The organism is Actinoalloteichus sp. GBA129-24 (genome assembly GCF_001941645.1).
GTDB lineage: Bacteria > Actinomycetota > Actinomycetes > Mycobacteriales > Pseudonocardiaceae > Actinoalloteichus_A > Actinoalloteichus_A fjordicus.
In genome coordinates, this window is record NZ_CP016077.1 from 1,612,420 (window position 1) to 1,628,442 (window position 16,023).

Consider the following 16,023-nt stretch of genomic DNA (forward strand, 5'->3'; position numbering starts at 1 on the left):
ATAAGCAGAACGATGATGAGCCGATGCTGACTTGAGGGTGTAATCGAAGCGCTTCGACATCGGAATTCGATGAATTCTCGCGAATTGTTCGACGCCATATTCGATGGGCGATCGACCGATCGTCGAACGGGTCTCGGATAGTCGCCCCGGCGTCTGTCGGCGAATGAGGAGGTCCGTCCGTGAGCCCGGATCAGCCCGACGACTCGACCGAAGGCAGGCCAGCCGCTCCACCTCACCTCGACCCCGCGCTGCCCCCCGATCGCCGCATCGCCGCACTGCTGTCGCTGCTGGATCTCGACACGAGACTGCTCATGCTCCACCAGTTCCAGCCCGCCGTGCCCTCGGCGGGACTGGCGTCCTTCCACACGGGGATGGAGGCCCTGCACGGCCTGGCCTGGGTCGGCCCGGCGACGGTCTTCCCGCAGGCCGTCGGGCTGGGTGCCACCTGGAATCCCGAGTTGCTGCGTCGGGTCGGTTCCGCGACCGGCGACGAGGTCCGGGGCTTCCATCACCGGGACCCGGTCAACGGCGGCCTCAACGTGTGGGCGCCGGTGGTCAACCTGCTGCGCGATCCGCGCTGGGGACGCAACGAGGAGGGCTACGCAGAAGACCCGCTGCTCACCGGCGTCCTCTCGGTGGCCTACGCGAGCGGACTGCGCGGCGATCATCCGCGTTATCTGAAGACCGCCCCGACGCTGAAGCACTTCCTCGGCTACAACAACGAGACCGATCGGGACACCACCTCCTCCGACCTGCGCGCCCGGGTACTGCACGAATACGAGCTGCCCGCGTTCCGGGCCGCGATCGCCTCGGGAGCCGCCGTCGGCGTGATGCCGTCCTACAACCTGGTCAACGGCAGGCCCGCGCACACCGACGGCGAGTTGCTCGGGATGCTGCGCAGCTGGGCCGACGACGAGATCGTGGTGTGCAGTGACGCGCACGCGCCGTCGAACATCGCCGGTGTCCAGGGCTATCACCCCGATCAGCCCACCGGCCACGCGGCGGCGCTGCTCGCCGGGGTGGACAGCTTCACCGACCATGACACCGACTCCGAGTTCACCGCCGGGCAGCTGCGCGAGGCGCTGCGGCGCGGGCTCATCACCGAGGCCGACGTGGACCGGGCCTTGCGCCGCCTGCTGCTGCTGCGGCTGCGGCTCGGCGAGTTCGATCCGGCACCGGCGGCGGTGACGACGGGATCGGACTCTTCCGCCGGGGGAGGTGCCGGGGCGGCCGACGCGATCAACCCCTATGCCCTGATCACCGATGCGGTGATCGACTCGCCCGCGCATCGGGAGCTGGCGAGGGAGGCGGCCAGGGAGGCCGTCGTCCTGCTGCGCAACGAGAACGAGCTGCTTCCGCTGCGCCGGGCCGACATCCGCCGGATCGCGGTGATCGGCACGCACGCCGACGTGCTCTACGAGGACTGGTACAGCGGAACCCTGCCCTATCAGGTCACGCCCGCAGGCGGGCTGGCCGCCGCCTCGGATGCCGACGTGGTCGCCGACGAGGGCGTCGACCGCATCAGCCTGGTCTCGGCCGACGGCAGGCTGGTCGGCGCGGGCCCGGCCGCCGAGGGCGGTGCGCTGCGGCTTCTCGACGCGGTCGAGGCGACCGGCGTCGACGGCGACCGTTGTCGCTTCGATCTGATCGACTGGGGCGAGGGGGTGCAGACCCTCCGGTCGGCGGCCAACGCGCGGTACGTCTCGGCCCGCGCGGACGGCAGCCTGGTCAACGACCGCGTGATGCCCGGCGAATGGGTGGTGCACGAGACCTTCGAGATCCAGCAGGCCGGCTCGGGACGGGTCCGGCTGTTCAACCGAGCGCTCGCCCGCTGGGTGCGGGTCGACGCCGACGGGGTGCTGCGGGCCGACGTCGCCGAGGGTCACTCGGACACCGAGGACCGGAAGAGCGCAGGCGACCAGCAGACCACCGGGACGGCGTTCACGATCCACGTCGACCGGCGCGGCGTCGAGACGGCCGTGGAGACGGCCTCGGGAGCCGACGTCGCGGTGATCGTCATCGGCAACGATCCGCACATCAACGGTCGGGAGACCGAGGATCGGGTTCGGCTGGAGCTGCCCGCCGCGCAGGAGGAGCTGGTGCGCCGGGTCGGCGCCGCGAATCCCCGCACCGTGCTGGTGATCGTCAGCAGCTATCCGGTGGCGATTCCCTGGGCGGATCGGAATCTGGCCGCCGTGCTCTGGACCGCCCACGGCGGCCAGGAGGCGGGCACGGCGCTGGCGGAGGTGCTCTTCGGGGACTACTCGCCCGCCGGTCGGCTGCCCCAGACCTGGTATCGGGCCACGACCGACCTGCCCGACCTACTCGACTACGACATCATCAGCTCGGGCAGCACGTATCTCTACTACCGGGGCAGGCCGCTCTATCCCTTCGGGCACGGGCTGAGCTACACCGAGTTCCACTACGGACCGCTGGAACTCGACGCGGCACAGGCCTGCCCGGACGACACGGTCACCGCCAGGGTCACGGTGACCAATGTGGGCCGTCGGTCGGGGGACGAGGTCGTCCAGCTCTACTCCCGACAGGAGGAGTCCCGCGCCGTGCAGCCCGTGCTGGCGCTGCGGGCGTTCCAGCGGCTCCACCTGGCGACGGGCGAGAGCGAGACGGTCGAGTTCCCCGTGTCCGTCCGCGACCTGGCACTCTTCGACGTCACCAGCTCCCGGATGGTGGTGGAGACCTCCCGACATCGACTCTCCGTCGGCGCCTCCTCCGCCGACCTGCGCTCGCACGCCGAACTGGACGTGCTCGGCGAGGTCGTCGGGCCGCTGATCCTCGCGGGCCGTCGGGTGCGGGCCGTCGACTTCGACGCCGTGCACGGCATCCGCCTCGTCGACGAGACCAGGACCGAGGGCACGGCCGTGCACGCCGCCGAGTCCGGTGCCTGGGCCGCGTTCCACCGGGTGGTGCTGCCGGTGGGGCCGCTGCGCTGCACGGTGTCCGCCGCCAGGGACGACACGAAGTCCTCGGTGATCCAACTGCGGATCGGCGATCCGGTGGGCGGCGCGGTGCTCGCCGAGCTCGTCGTGACGGGCGAGGGAGACCGTCGGGTCTTCCGCGACGTCGTCGCCGACGCGGAATGGCCGGTGCGCGGCCCGCAGCCCGTCGCCGCCGGGGCGACCGGCCTCGGGGCCGCCGCCGTGATCGCCGAGCTGCCGTCCCGGCGGCTCGCGGGTCAGGGCCGACACCCCGGCAGAGAACCCGACTCCGCACCGCCGGAGCCCGTCGATCTGTACCTGGTCCTCGTCGACGAGGGCACGACGGTGACCGGTCTGCGCATCGAACCGCTGGAGCGACCCATCGACTAATCGGGCGAGCGGGCCACACCGACCGGGCGGGGAGACCGCCCGGTCGGTGCGCTGTGTCGTGCCTGGTCAACGGCGGTTTAGCGGATGATTGTCTGCGGCTGAACGGCGTATTGCCCGGTGTCGAATCGCGGGCGTAACGTCCTGGCAATCGAACCGTTTCGCGTGACGTAACTCACGACAAGAGTCAGGGGTCCACCGTGGTCACCATCGCTGACGTCGCCCGCCACGCCGGAGTGGCTCCCAGCACGGTGTCCTACGTCCTCACCGGACGGCGGGCCATCTCGGCGGGCACCCGGTCGCGGGTTCAGGACAGCATCCGGGCGCTCGGTTATCACCCGCACGCCGGGGCCAGAGCACTGGCGAGCAACCGGACCAACGTGATCGCGCTCGTCCTGCCGCTGCGCACCGGGGTGAACGTCCCCGTCGTCATGCAGTTCGTGCTGTCGGTGGTGACCTCGGCGCGCGAACACGATCAGGACGTCCTGTTGGTGACGGCGGATCAGGGCGCCAAGGGCATCAGTCGCGTCGCGGGCAGCGCCATGGCCGACGCGTTGATCGTGATGGACGTCGAGATGCACGACGAGCGGGTGCCGCTGCTGCGCGAGCTGAACCAGCCCTCGGTGCTCATCGGCTTCCCCGCCGACTCCACCGGACTGACCTGTGTGGACCTGGACTTCGTCGCGGCGGGGGCGCTCTGCGTCGATCACCTCGCCGACCTGGGCCATACCGAGGTCGCGCTGCTGGGCGCGCCGAAGGTCGTCTACGAGAGAGACACCGGCTACGCGCACCGCACCATGGCCGGGTTCACCAGCGCCGCCCTGCGTCGGGGCGTCGCCAGCACGACGCGGTCCTGCGAGCTCGACCGTGACTCCGTCGCCGCCACCGTCGGCGAGCTGTTCGCCGAGCAGCCGGGACTGACCGGCCTCGTGGTGCACAACGAATCGGCCTTAGGACCGCTGCTCGACGTGCTGCGCAGGCTCGACCGCCGGGTTCCCGAGGACGTGTCGGTGGTGGCGATCTGCCCCGACGAGGCCGCCGAACTGCCGTTCCCGCCGCTGACCTCGGTGCAGATCCCCTCGGCAGACGTCGGACGGCACGCCGTGGAACTGCTGATGACCAAGACCGCGGGCGACCGGGCGCCTGCCGTCACCCTGCTGCCGCCTCGACTCACCGGGCGGCGCAGCACCGGTCGGCCGCGCGTCGACTGACACCCCGGACCTCACCGAGCACCGATGGACGGTGCGACCCCGCCGTATGCGAAGGACCCGCATGCGCCGTCGGTCGAATCGCTTCGACAACCGATCGCGACACGATGGAGGAGAGCCGCGTGAGCGAGTTTCGCGAGATCCCGGACGGCCTGGAGTGGCGTGGTGACCACCAGGTGGTGCGGATCGAGCCGTGGGGTGCGGACAGCGTCCGCGTGCGGGTCGGCCACACGGTGCTGCACTCCGATCTGCCCGGCGCGCTCGGTGAACGGCCGACCGCCGAGACGGAGTGCAAGATCGACGCCGAGGGCGCGAGCCTGATCAACGGCGGCATCCGGGTCGACGTCGACGTCAAGGGCAGGCTTCGATTCCTGCGCACCGACACCGAGGAGGAGCTGCTCGCCGAGGAGCCGATCCACTTCTGGTGGCCGGGGCCTCGGCTCTTCGCAGGCGTCGGCAACGGCTACCACCGCATCGAGCAGAACTTCCGTGCCTACCAGGGCGAACGGCTCTTCGGCCTCGGCCAGCACCAGCACGGCCTGCTGGATCAGAAGGGCGCCGTCGTCGAGCTGATCCAGCGCAACTCCGAGGTCACCATCCCGTTCCTGCTGTCCGATCGGGGTTACGGGCTGCTGTGGAACAACCCGGCCGTCGGACGGGTCGAGCTCGGCGTCACCGGCACGCGCTGGGTGGCGGACTCCGCGCGGCAGATCGACTACTGGATCACCACCGGGCCCGGCCCCGCCGACGTGCTCCGCAACTACGCGGCGGCCACCGGCAGGTCACCCATGCTGCCGGACTGGGCCGCCGGATTCTGGCAGAGCAAGCTGCGTTATCGCAGCCAGGAGGAGCTGCTCACGATCGCGAGGGAGTACCACACGCGGGGCCTGCCGCTCTCGGTGATCGTCTGCGACTTCTTCCACTGGACCCACCTCGGCGAGTGGCGCTTCGATCCGGTGGAGTGGCCGGACCCCGCCGCCGCCGTCCGCGAGCTGTCCGAACTCGGCGTCAAGCTGATGGTGTCCATCTGGCCGTCGGTGAGTCCGCTGGCCGAGAACTACCCGGAGATGCTCGACAAGGGCCTGTTCATCGCCACCGACCAGGGGCCGCCGGTGCATGCGGACTGGCCGGACAAGGGCGTGGAGTCCCCCGTCGGCATCGGGGTGTCGTTCTACGACTCCACCAACCCCGAGGCCAGGGAGTACGTGTGGAACCGGGTGCGGGAGAACTACTACGAGCACGGCATCCGGGTCTGGTGGCTGGACGCCTGTGAACCGGAGATCAAGCCCGGCACGCCCGGTAACCTGCGCCTGCACGCCGGGCCGGGCCTCGAGGTGCTCAACAGCTATCCGACCGAGAACGCCAGGGCCTTCTACGAGGGCATGCGGGCCGAGGGCGAGACCGAGATCGTCTCGCTGTGTCGGTCGGCCTGGGCAGGCAGCCAGCGGTACGGCGCCGCACTCTGGTCCGGCGACATCGCGGCGACCTTCGAGTCCCTCGGTGAGCAGATCCGGGCGGGGTTGAACGTCGCGGTCAGCGGCATCCCGTGGTGGACCACCGACATCGGCGGCTTCCACGGCGGCGACCCCGAGTCGGAGTACTTCCGGGAGCTGGTGGTCCGCTGGTTCCAGTACGGCGTCTTCTGCCCGCTGTTCCGCCTGCACGGCGACCGCGCGCCGAGGATGGGCCTCGGTCCGACCATGAGCGGCGGTCCCAACGAGGTGTGGAGCTTCGGCGACGAGGCCTACGAACTCATCAAGACGTCGTTGGACCTGCGGGAGCGCCTGCGGCCCTACGTGCTCGACCAGATGCGCGTCGCCCACGAGACCGGGCTGCCCCCGATGCGCCCGGTGTTCGTCGACTTCCCCGACGACCCGGCCGCCTGGTCGGTGGACGACCAGTTCCTCTTCGGCCCCGACGTCCTGGTGGCCCCGGTCTACGCGCTCGGCGAGCGGGCCAGGCCGGTCTACCTCCCGGCGGGCGATACCTGGACCGACGCCTGGACGGGCGAGGTTCATGAGGGCGGGCAGACCCTGACTGCCGACGCCCCGCTGCACCGCATCCCGGTGTATCTGCGCGCGGGCGCGCAGGTGCCGATTCACGGGTGATCTCGGCGTCATCCGGCGCAGGCGGCCCGCGAGCTGCCTGCGCCTCCGCCCCGCCGCCACACGAGAGAGAGATTCCGTGAACGCCTTCAGCGAAGCCAGGATCAGTCGGAGAACCTTGTTGTCCGCCCTCGGCGCGGGCGCCGCCGTCACCGCGGCGGGTCCGTTGTTGAGCGCCTGCTCCTCGGGCGGCGGCGGGTCGACCTCCGGCGGCTCGGTCACCAGCGAGGACCGGCTGACCGCACTGCTGCCCTCGTACTCGCCGATCGAGTACGCCGCGCCCGACCTGCCCGGCGTGCAGGGCTCGGTCCCCGGTTACACCAGCTATCCGGGCGAGTTGATCCGGGCGGTCACCGAGACGCCGGGCACGGGCGGCGAGGTGACGGCGATGACCCCGGCCTACTGGCCGCTGGCGCCGTCGGACAACGCCTACTACCGGGCGGTCAACGAGCGACTCGGCGCCGAGGTGAACTTCAGCGTCGTCAACGGCAGCGACTACGCGGCCCGGCTCAACGCGCAGCTGGCGGGCGGCGAGATGCCCGAGCTGACCGTGATCCCGGACTGGGACGTGCCCGCGCGGTTCGGTGAGGCGGTCGGCGGTTCCTTCACCGACCTCACCGAGTACCTCCAGGGCGATGCGGTCGCCGCGTACCCGCGGCTGGCCAATCTGCCGACCCGTTCCTGGGCGTACTGCGTCTGGAACGAGGGACTGCGCGCGGTCCCGACTCCGGCGGGTCTGTTCCCGCTGGCCCTCTATCACCGCCACGACCTCTTCCAGCAGGCCGGACTGGCGCCGCCGCAGAGCGCCGACGACCTCTACCGGCTGTGCACCGAGATCACCGATCCCGACGCGGGGCGGTGGGCCTGCGGCAACATCTTCTTAGAGGTCAAGCGCATGTTCAGCGTCCCGGCCGAGTGGAGCCGGGACTCGGCGGGCAACCTCGTCAACGAGGCCGAGACCGAGGCCTTCGCCGAGGCGGTCGCCTTCATGGCCCGGCTCTTCGAGGAGGGCCACGTGCACCCCACCGTCGCGGGGAGCACCACCGGACAGGAGAAGGAGCTGTTCGAGAGCGGTGCGCTGTGGCTGTTCAGCGACGGCATGGGCGCCTGGCAGGAGGCGCTGGCCCGGCAGCTTCCCGCCAATCCGAACTTCGACATGCGGCCGTTCCCGGCGTTCTCCCACGACGGCAGCGAACCCGTCTACTACACCCAGGAGGCGGCCAACCTGATGACCTTCATCCGGTCCGACCTTCCTCGGGAGCGGGTGGAGGAGCTGCTGCGCATCCTCGACTTCTGTGCCGCGCCGATCGGCTCGGAGGAGAACTACCTGGTCAACTACGGCATCGAGGGCGAACACAGCGAACGCGGCGCCGACGGTGCACCCGCGCTCACCGACCTCGGCTCCCGCGAGATCACCATCACCTACGGCTTCCTGGCCAAGCCGCCCTACATCGTCGACCAGTCGCAGTACCCCGGCTACGTCGAGGCGATGCACGCCTGGGAGGCCGAAGTCGCTCCGTTCCAGGTGGACAAGCTCACCGACGGGCTGCGCATCGAAGAGCCGCCGCGCCTGACCGGACTGGTCCAGCAGCTCGACGACCAGCTCCAGGACCTGCTGCGCGGGCGCAGGCCGGTGAGCGAACTCCCCTCGGTCATCGAGGGCTGGCGGCGCGACGGCGGCGACGAGATGCGCGAGTTCTACGCCCAGGCGCTCGACGACGCCGGACGCTGAGAACGGCGCCTCGATGACCCTCCACGCCGCAGAACCCGCTGCGGGGGCCTCCACGCAGGCAGGCCCCCGCGAGCCCGTCCCACCGTCTCGTGCCGCGCTGCGCCGGGCGGACCGGCGTCGTCGATTCCGCCGCGACTGGCCGTTGCTGCTGATGGTCGCACCGACGATCCTGGTGCTGGGCGCGTTCCACTACCTTCCGCTGCTCGGCAACGTGATCGCCTTCCAGGACTACTCGCCGTTCGTGGGCATCCTGGAGAGTCCGTTCGTCGGCTTCGCCAATTTCGAGCGGCTGTTCGGCGACCCGGATTTCTGGCGGGCGACGGCGAACACGCTGGGCATCACCGCGTTCCAGCTCGTCTTCTTCTTCCCGGTGCCGATCGTGCTGGCGCTGCTGATCAACAGCCTGCTCAGCGCCCGGCTGAAGCTGTTCATCCAGAGCGTGGTGTACCTGCCGCACTTCTTCTCCTGGGTACTGGTCATCACGCTGTTCCAGCAGATGCTCGGCGGCGCCGGGGTGGTGAACAACTTCCTGCGGCGCAACGACCTCGGCGTCATCGACCTGATGACCAATCCGGACACCTTCATCCTGCTGGTCACCGCCGAGGGGATCTGGAAGGACGCGGGCTGGGGAATGATCATCTTCCTGGCCGCGCTGAGCACGGTGAACGCCGATCTGTACGAGGCGGCGGCCGTGGACGGGGCGAACCGCTGGCGCAGGCTGTGGCACGTCACGCTGCCCGCGCTGGTACCGGTGATCGTGCTGCTGTTGATCATGCGCCTCGGCGATGCGCTGTCGGTCGGCTTCGAACAGTTCCTGCTGCAACGCGGCGCCGTCGGGGTCAATGCCTCGGAGGTGCTCGACACCTACGTCTACTACGAGGGCGTGGTCAACGTCGACTTCGCCTACGCGGGCGCGGCGGGCCTGTTCAAGGGAGTCGTCGGCCTGCTGCTGGTCCTCGGGGCGAACAAGGCCGCGCATCTGCTCGGTCAGCAGGGGGTGTATTCGCGCTCATGACCACGATGGCCGAGAGACCAGAGACGACCACGCCGCGTCGTCGCCGCCATCCGCTGCGGCCTGCCTGGGAGGAGGAGCCCACGCCGCTGGGGCGGACGGCGAAGGCCGTGGTGATCACCCTCGTGGTGCTCGCCGTGGCGTTCCCGCTGTACGTCGTCGTGCTGACCAGCCTCTCGCCGCAGGAGGCGATCACGCGGGCGGGCGGGCTGGTGGCGGTGCCCGACGGCTTCACCTTCGCCGCGTACGAGGAGATCCTCTCCGGGGGAGTGGTGACCAGATCGGTGCTGGTCAGCACCGGACTGACCCTCTTCGGCACGCTGTTCAGCACCACGCTGACGGTGCTGGCGGCCTATGGGCTGTCGCGGCGCGGCTCCTTCGCCCATCGACCGCTGCTGTTCGCCGTGCTGCTGACCTTCCTGTTCGGCCCCGGACTCATCCCGACCTATCTGACGGTGCAGACCTTCGGACTGCTCGACACCTACGCCTCTCTGGTGCTGCCCACCGCCGTCGCCGCGTTCAACCTGGTGGTGATGCGCTCGTTCTTCATGAGCATCCCGCAGGAGCTGACCGACAGCGCCCGCATCGACGGGGCTGGCGAGTTCCGCATTCTGGTCTCGCTGGTGCTGCCGCTGTCCAAGGCGGTCACGGCGGTGATCGCCCTGTTCTACGGCGTCGGCTACTGGAACGCGTTCTTCAACGCCTTCCTGTATCTCAGCGACAACGACAAGTGGCCCTTGCAGCTGGTGCTGCGGACCTATGTCCTGGAGGGAATTCCTATTCCGGGCGCCGGGCCGATCGATTCGGTGGCAGGCGGGCCGCTGCCGACGCTGGCGGTGAAGATGGCCGTCGTCGTGCTGGCTGTGCTGCCGGTGTTGTTCGTCTATCCCTTCGTGCAGCGGCACTTCACCAAGGGCGTCATCATCGGCGCGGTCAAGGGGTGAGACGGGGCCGGTATGTCGAGGTGCCCGCGACTGGGTGGGAGAAGCGCGTCTGCTCGGGATCTCGGTGTGGTGCATGGGGTTCGCGTGCGGCGGCGACGCGGAGCGGGTCCGCCGCAGAGCGGTGCCGACCGGCCTGGAACGCGGGGTCGACGTGGGATTGAGGGACGCCGCCCCGTCGGTTGCCCGATCGACGGCGAGCCGCCGGTCGACGGCGCGGCGACGTGACAGGCGTCCGAAAGGGACGCCCGTGGCGGCTTACTCCGATCGAGGAAATCCGTTGCTGAGACTGAGGTTTTCATCGTGGTGAATCCTTTCCTGATCGTCCTGAACGGGCTAACGACATCACCCGGTATCGCCTTGACGGCGAAGTCCGGCTGCCCATTGACTGGACAGGTGAGGTCCGCGTCGTACGCGGGCCTCTCTTCCTGTTCGTCGTGAACCATGTCAGCCGAGGAGTACCTCTTGTCTCTGCCCACCGAGCCGATCGGCAGCATCCCGCGTCCCGACTATCTGTTGCGTGGAAGAGGTGATCTGGCCGCCGGGACGATCGACCAGGCTGAATTCGACGCGCTGGCCGATCGCGCGGTCCGGGAGACCGTCGAGCGCCTCGCCGCCATCGGCTCGCCCGTGGTGACCGACGGAGAGCAGACCAAGTCCAGCTTCATGACGTACCCGCTGGACGGCGTCGACGGACTCGCGCCCGACGGCGTGGTGATCCCCTTCGCCGACGGTCACGTGCGGATGCTGCCTCGGCTGACCACGGGCCCGTTCCGCTACGGCGTCCACGCCGTGCGGTACCTCCAGGCGGCGCGGAAGGTCGCCTCGGTGCCGGTCAAGCAGTCGTTGATCGCGCCGTCCGCGCTGAGCCTGCTCTACCCGGCCGACGGCATCGACGGCTACCCGCGCGAGCAGTTCCTCGCCGACCTCGCGGACGAGGCCGAGCGCGACATCCGTCAGTGCCTCGACGCGGGCGCGGACTCCGTGCAGCTGGACTTCACCGAGGGCAGGCTCTCGCTCAAACTCGATCCGTCCGGCGGGGTGCTGCGCGACTTCGTGGCGCTGAACAACACGGTGCTCGACCGGTTCACTCCCGAGGAACGGGCCAGGATCGGCGTGCACACCTCTCCCGGCGGCGACCAGGACTCCACGCACAGCCTCGACGTCGACTACGCCGAGCTGCTGCCGCAGTTGTTCTCGCTGCGTGCGGGCCGCTTCTACCTCCAGCTGGCGAGCGAGCCGGACCCGGATCGGGTGCTCGCCGCGGTCGCCGAGGCATCGTCACCGGATCAGCGCGTGTTCGTCGGTGTCGTCGACCCGATCGACCCTCGGGTGGAGACGGCGGAGGAGGTGCGTGATCGAGTGTTGCGCGCCGCGCAGTACATCTCACCCGACCGGCTCGGCACGTGCGACGACTGCGGGTTCGCGCCGTACGCCGACGATGTCTCGACCTCGCGAGACACGGCGTTCGCCAAGATCGAGGCGCGGGTGTCGGGCACTCAGAAGGCGGCCGCCGAACTCGGCTGCTGAACCCGCTGCCTGCCGCACCGATCGCAGCAGACCGGGGCGCCGCGAACGGGCCGACGACCAGGCGGCGGACGGACAGCAGCGGGCACGGGTCGAATCCAGCCTCTCGACCACGAGGTCCGAGACGCCGGGCCGGTCGCGCTTCGGGCGGTGACGCCGCCGGGGCGCGGCCGGTGGCCGGGCTCCACCCGGCTGCGGGCGCCGACCATGCGGCTCCCGGCCGAGACCGACGGTGCGACGAGAGGGAGTGCGTGGCATGAGCGACATCGCGGACGTGACCCGGGGACGCCTGGTCTTCGGGGGCGACTACAACCCGGAGCAGTGGCCGCGCGAGGTGTGGCGCGAGGACGTCGAGCTGATGCGCCGGGCCGGCGTGAATCTGGTGACGGTGGGCGTCTTCTCCTGGGCCAGGCTGGAACCGACGCCGGGCGCGCGGGACTTCGGCTGGCTCGACGAGGTGTTGGACCTGCTGCACGCGGGCGGGATCGCGGTGGACCTGGCCACGCCGACCGCGAGCCCGCCGCCCTGGCTCGGCCATCGACATCCGGAGACGCTGCCGGTCGACGCCGACGGCCGACGGCTGCTGTACGGCTCCCGCAACCAGTTCTGCCCGTCCTCGCCGATCTACCGCAGGCATGCCCTGTCACTGGCGACCGACCTCGCCGAGCGGTACGGTGGCCATCCGGCGCTGGCGATGTGGCATGTGGACAACGAGCTGTGCGAGGTCTGCCACTGCGACGTCAGCGCAGCACATTTCCGGCACTGGCTGCGCAGTCGCTACGGCGATGACCTGGCCGCGCTCAACGAGGCCTGGCACACGGTGTTCTGGAGCCAGCGCTATTCGGACTGGGCGGAGATCATGCCGCCGCGACGGGCGCCGTACCTGATCAATCCGGCCCAGCAGCTGGACTTCCGCCGTTTCTCCTCCGCCGCGCTGCTGGAGTGCTTCGAGGTGCAGCGCGACGTGCTGCGCGCCGCGACGCCGGACATCCCGATCACCACGAACTTCCTCGGCCTGGACGCCCCGCTGGACTACCGGGCGCTGGCCGAGCGGGAGGACGTCGTCTCTCACGACTGGTACCCGGACCCGACCAATCCGGCCGCGCACGAGATGTCGGGACTGGGCTTCGACCTGATGCGCTCCCTGGCGGGCGGCCCGTGGTTCCTGATGGAGGGTGCGACCAGCGCGGTCAACTGGCGGCGCCGCAACGCCGCCAAGGCGCCGGGACAGCTGCGGGCCGAGTCGCTGCACGCGGTGGCCAGGGGCGCCGACGCCGTCTGCTTCTTCCAGTGGCGGGCCTCCCGCGCCGGGGCGGAGAAGTACCACTCGGGGATGGTTCCCCATGCGGGCCCCGACAGTCGGATCTTCCGCGAGGTCTGCGAGCTGGGGGCCGAGCTGGCGGAGCTGCACGAGGTGGTGGACGCCGAGGTCGAGTGCGAGGCGGCCCTGGTGCTGGACTGGGACAGCTGGTGGGCGGTGCGGCTCGACGCCCACCCGACGGCCGACATCGACGTGCTCGGCCGACTCCGAGGCTTCCACGCGGCGCTGACCCGGCTCGGCGTCGCGGTGGACGTGGTGGCCCCCGACGCCGACCTGTCCGCTTATCGGCTGGTGATCGCGCCGAGCCTCTACCTGGTCACCGACGACGCGGCGGCGAACCTGACGTCCTTCGTGGCGCGCGGCGGCACCCTGGTCCTCGGGTACTTCTCCGGCATCGTCGACGAACACGACCACATCCGCCTCGGCGGTTATCCCGCGCCGTTCCGGGAGGCGCTGGGGCTGCGGATCGAGGAGTTTGATCCGCTTCCCGAGGGCGAGACGGTGCGGTGCTCCTCGACGCTGCTCGGCGGATTCGAGGCCCGCGACTGGCTGGAGGAGCTACGACCGGAGGGCGCCGAGGTGGTGGCCGAGGTCGCGGAGGGACGCCGGGCGGGCAGGCCGGTGGTGCTGCGCCACGAGTTCGGCACGGGCACGGCCTGGTATGTGGCGACGGAGCCCGATCCCACCGCCTTGGCCGCGTTGACCCGGCAGGTGTGCACCGATGCGGGGGTGACCGGAGTCCTGGACGGGTTGCCCGCCGGGGTGACGGCGACCCGCCGCGGCCGGGTGCTGTTCGTGATCAACCACGGTCCGGACCCCGTATCGGTGGAGTTGCCTGCCTGCGTCGATCTGTTGCGCGGCGGGCGGTGTGCGGGTCGGACGGAGCTGGCGGGGTTCGGGGTGCTGGCGTTGGTGGGGGAGTAGGGGGCAGGTAGGCAGTCGGCGGGCGAATCCGGTCGAGCGAGGAGCATCCGTTGATGCGGGTGCACGGCGAAGACTTCTGCGCAGATTTGGTGCTTTGCCTGCGGCGATACACTCGACGACAGCGCCACCATCGGTGCGTCCACCCCGCCGATGTCTCGACTTCAAGGGAATTGAAGGAGCCTGACGTGGACGTTCAGGACGCGCTGATCGGTCATCGCATTCGTGAGGTGCGGCGTTGGCGACGGCTCAACCTCACCGTGACCGCCGAACTGGCAGGGATGTCCGCCGGGTATCTCTCTCGCCTGGAGCGGGGCGAGCGGACGGTGAATCGCCGGTCGATCCTGGAGGCGTTGGCTCAAGCCTTGCGTGTATCGCCCACCGATCTCACGGGACAGCCGTACGAGCCGACGGACCCCGTCAGCTCAGAGGCGCATGCAGCGCTCGCCAGGATGGAGATCGTGCTCGGAGAACTGGATCTGGGTACCGATCCGGGAGTTCGAGCCCGTCCATGGGCTCAGATCGAGAAGTCTGTCGATCATCTGAACACGGTGTTGCGGCGCGACGCCGACTATGCAGGCCAGGGGCAACTCGTTCCCGGGCTGCTGACGGAGTTGCACGCTGCCTACGTGCAACAACCAGAGCATCGTGGTGACATTCTCGTCGGACTGCTGCACGCTTACCACTCGGCTGCGGTGCTGACGAAGAATCTCGGTGTGCGGGGCCTGCCGATACTGGCCGCGAGGCTGGCCGAGGGCTGTGCCCGCGAGCTGGGAAGACCGGAGTGGACCGCTTTCGCGAGCTGGCTGCGAAGCCATGCGGCGGGCTCGCTGGGGAGGGCTCGCCAGTACGAGATGAGCGTGCGGGCGGTCGACGCGGTGGTGGTCAGAGATGCGAACGCCGTGCAGATCTCGGGAATGCTGCACCTCAACGCCGCCTTGGCGGCCGCCGCGCAGCAGAAGGCCGATGTCGTCTCGACGCATCTCGATGAGGCTGCCGCGTTGGCAGGTCGACTCCCTGAGGGAGCGGAGAACTTCGGTTTCCTGTACTTCGGGTCCGACAACGTCGGGATCTGGCGGGTGTCGCTGATGACCGAGCTCGGGGCAGGCGGGAAGGTCGCCGAACTGGCTCGGGGGGTGCATCCGGCGGCGCTGCCCGCCAGAGCACGTCAGTGCATGTACTGGACCGACCTGGGACGAGCGCTGATCACGGAACGGGCCACCCGCGACGAGGGGATCCGCGCGCTGCGACGGGCCGAGGAGATCGCGCCGCAGCGGGTGCGCAACAACCCGTTCGTCCGCGAGGCGGTAAGCGGCCTGCTCCGATCTTCCCGGAGCGAAGCAGGCCGCCGGGAACTACGTGGTCTGGCGTGGCGGATGGGAGTCGCGCCCACTCAGTGATTCTCATTCGGGTGAACGGGATATGTTTTGCCTTCTTGGCAAAATCGCGCGTGTCGTCACCCGTAACGTCGCCTCCAATGACAGAGGTGCTGCGTCGAGGCGATGGCATCAAGTGGGCATCGCCCATCCCATTGACGATCGCGTGACAGCGACATGGCCATACGGATGCCTTCCTTGTCGCACCCGAGTGGAGGAGAAGGAAGAATGTCGATCACAACCGACTCGGATTTGCTGATGCCTGATCTGTTGCCCGCTTCTCGGCTCCGTCCTCCGGTATCGCAGGACACGCCGTCGGAAGGCGCCCTGCGGCCGTTCGGCCTGGCGTGCTCCACTGTCGTGCTGGACGAGGAGATCACCGTCGTGGAGAACCACCGCTACGACCAGGACCGCCAGATGGCCGTGCTCTCCGACGGCAGCCTGCTCGTGGACTCCCCGTTGACCGCAACGACGAACAACACCACGATCACCAAGGTAGACAATCAGGAATTCACTGACGTCGAGCCCGTCGATTGATTGAAAGTGGCAATACCGTG

At 69.5% G+C, this 16,023-nt stretch carries 10 protein-coding genes; all 10 read left to right on the forward strand.

Annotation, left to right across the window (positions count from 1 at the left end; genetic code table 11):
• Positions 1-179: 179 nt before the first annotated feature.
• Entirely contained in the window at positions 180-3,326 is a 3,147-nt protein-coding gene (locus tag UA75_RS07395; protein ID WP_075739616.1) for a glycoside hydrolase family 3 C-terminal domain-containing protein, read from the forward strand.
• Positions 3,327-3,523: 197 nt separating this feature from the next.
• Positions 3,524-4,534 (forward strand): LacI family DNA-binding transcriptional regulator, encoded by a 1,011-nt coding sequence (locus UA75_RS07400; protein ID WP_075739617.1) that lies wholly within the window; start codon positions 3,524-3,526, stop codon positions 4,532-4,534.
• A 119-nt stretch (positions 4,535-4,653) separates the two neighbouring features.
• The gene (locus tag UA75_RS07405) at positions 4,654-6,639 is read left to right on the forward strand and encodes a TIM-barrel domain-containing protein (RefSeq protein WP_232237666.1); all 1,986 of its coding nucleotides are present in this window, start codon (positions 4,654-4,656) and stop codon (positions 6,637-6,639) included.
• Positions 6,640-6,715: 76 nt separating this feature from the next.
• A complete protein-coding gene (locus UA75_RS07410; protein ID WP_075739619.1) occupies positions 6,716-8,368 on the forward strand; it encodes an extracellular solute-binding protein in 1,653 nt (550 codons plus the stop codon).
• A gap of 13 nt (positions 8,369-8,381) precedes the next feature.
• Positions 8,382-9,383, forward strand: a complete 1,002-nt coding sequence (locus UA75_RS07415) for an ABC transporter permease (protein ID WP_075739620.1) — start codon at positions 8,382-8,384, stop codon at positions 9,381-9,383.
• A gap of 5 nt (positions 9,384-9,388) precedes the next feature.
• Positions 9,389-10,324 (forward strand): carbohydrate ABC transporter permease, encoded by a 936-nt coding sequence (locus UA75_RS07420; protein WP_198042957.1) that lies wholly within the window; start codon positions 9,389-9,391, stop codon positions 10,322-10,324.
• Between the two features lie 462 nt (positions 10,325-10,786).
• Positions 10,787-11,851, forward strand: coding sequence for a cobalamin-independent methionine synthase II family protein (locus UA75_RS07425; RefSeq protein WP_075743520.1), 1,065 nt, complete (start codon positions 10,787-10,789; stop codon positions 11,849-11,851).
• A 253-nt stretch (positions 11,852-12,104) separates the two neighbouring features.
• Positions 12,105-14,093 carry a beta-galactosidase gene (locus tag UA75_RS07430; RefSeq protein WP_075739622.1) on the forward strand — a complete coding sequence of 663 codons (1,989 nt, stop codon included), beginning with the start codon at positions 12,105-12,107 and terminating at the stop codon, positions 14,091-14,093.
• Positions 14,094-14,278: 185 nt separating this feature from the next.
• Positions 14,279-15,490, forward strand: a complete 1,212-nt coding sequence (locus UA75_RS07435; protein ID WP_075739623.1) for a helix-turn-helix domain-containing protein — start codon at positions 14,279-14,281, stop codon at positions 15,488-15,490.
• Positions 15,491-15,724: 234 nt separating this feature from the next.
• Positions 15,725-16,003: a putative ATP-grasp-modified RiPP gene (gene tgmA / locus UA75_RS07440; protein ID WP_075764095.1), complete on the forward strand. Its 279-nt coding sequence runs from the start codon at positions 15,725-15,727 to the stop codon at positions 16,001-16,003.
• Positions 16,004-16,023: the final 20 nt, after the last annotated feature.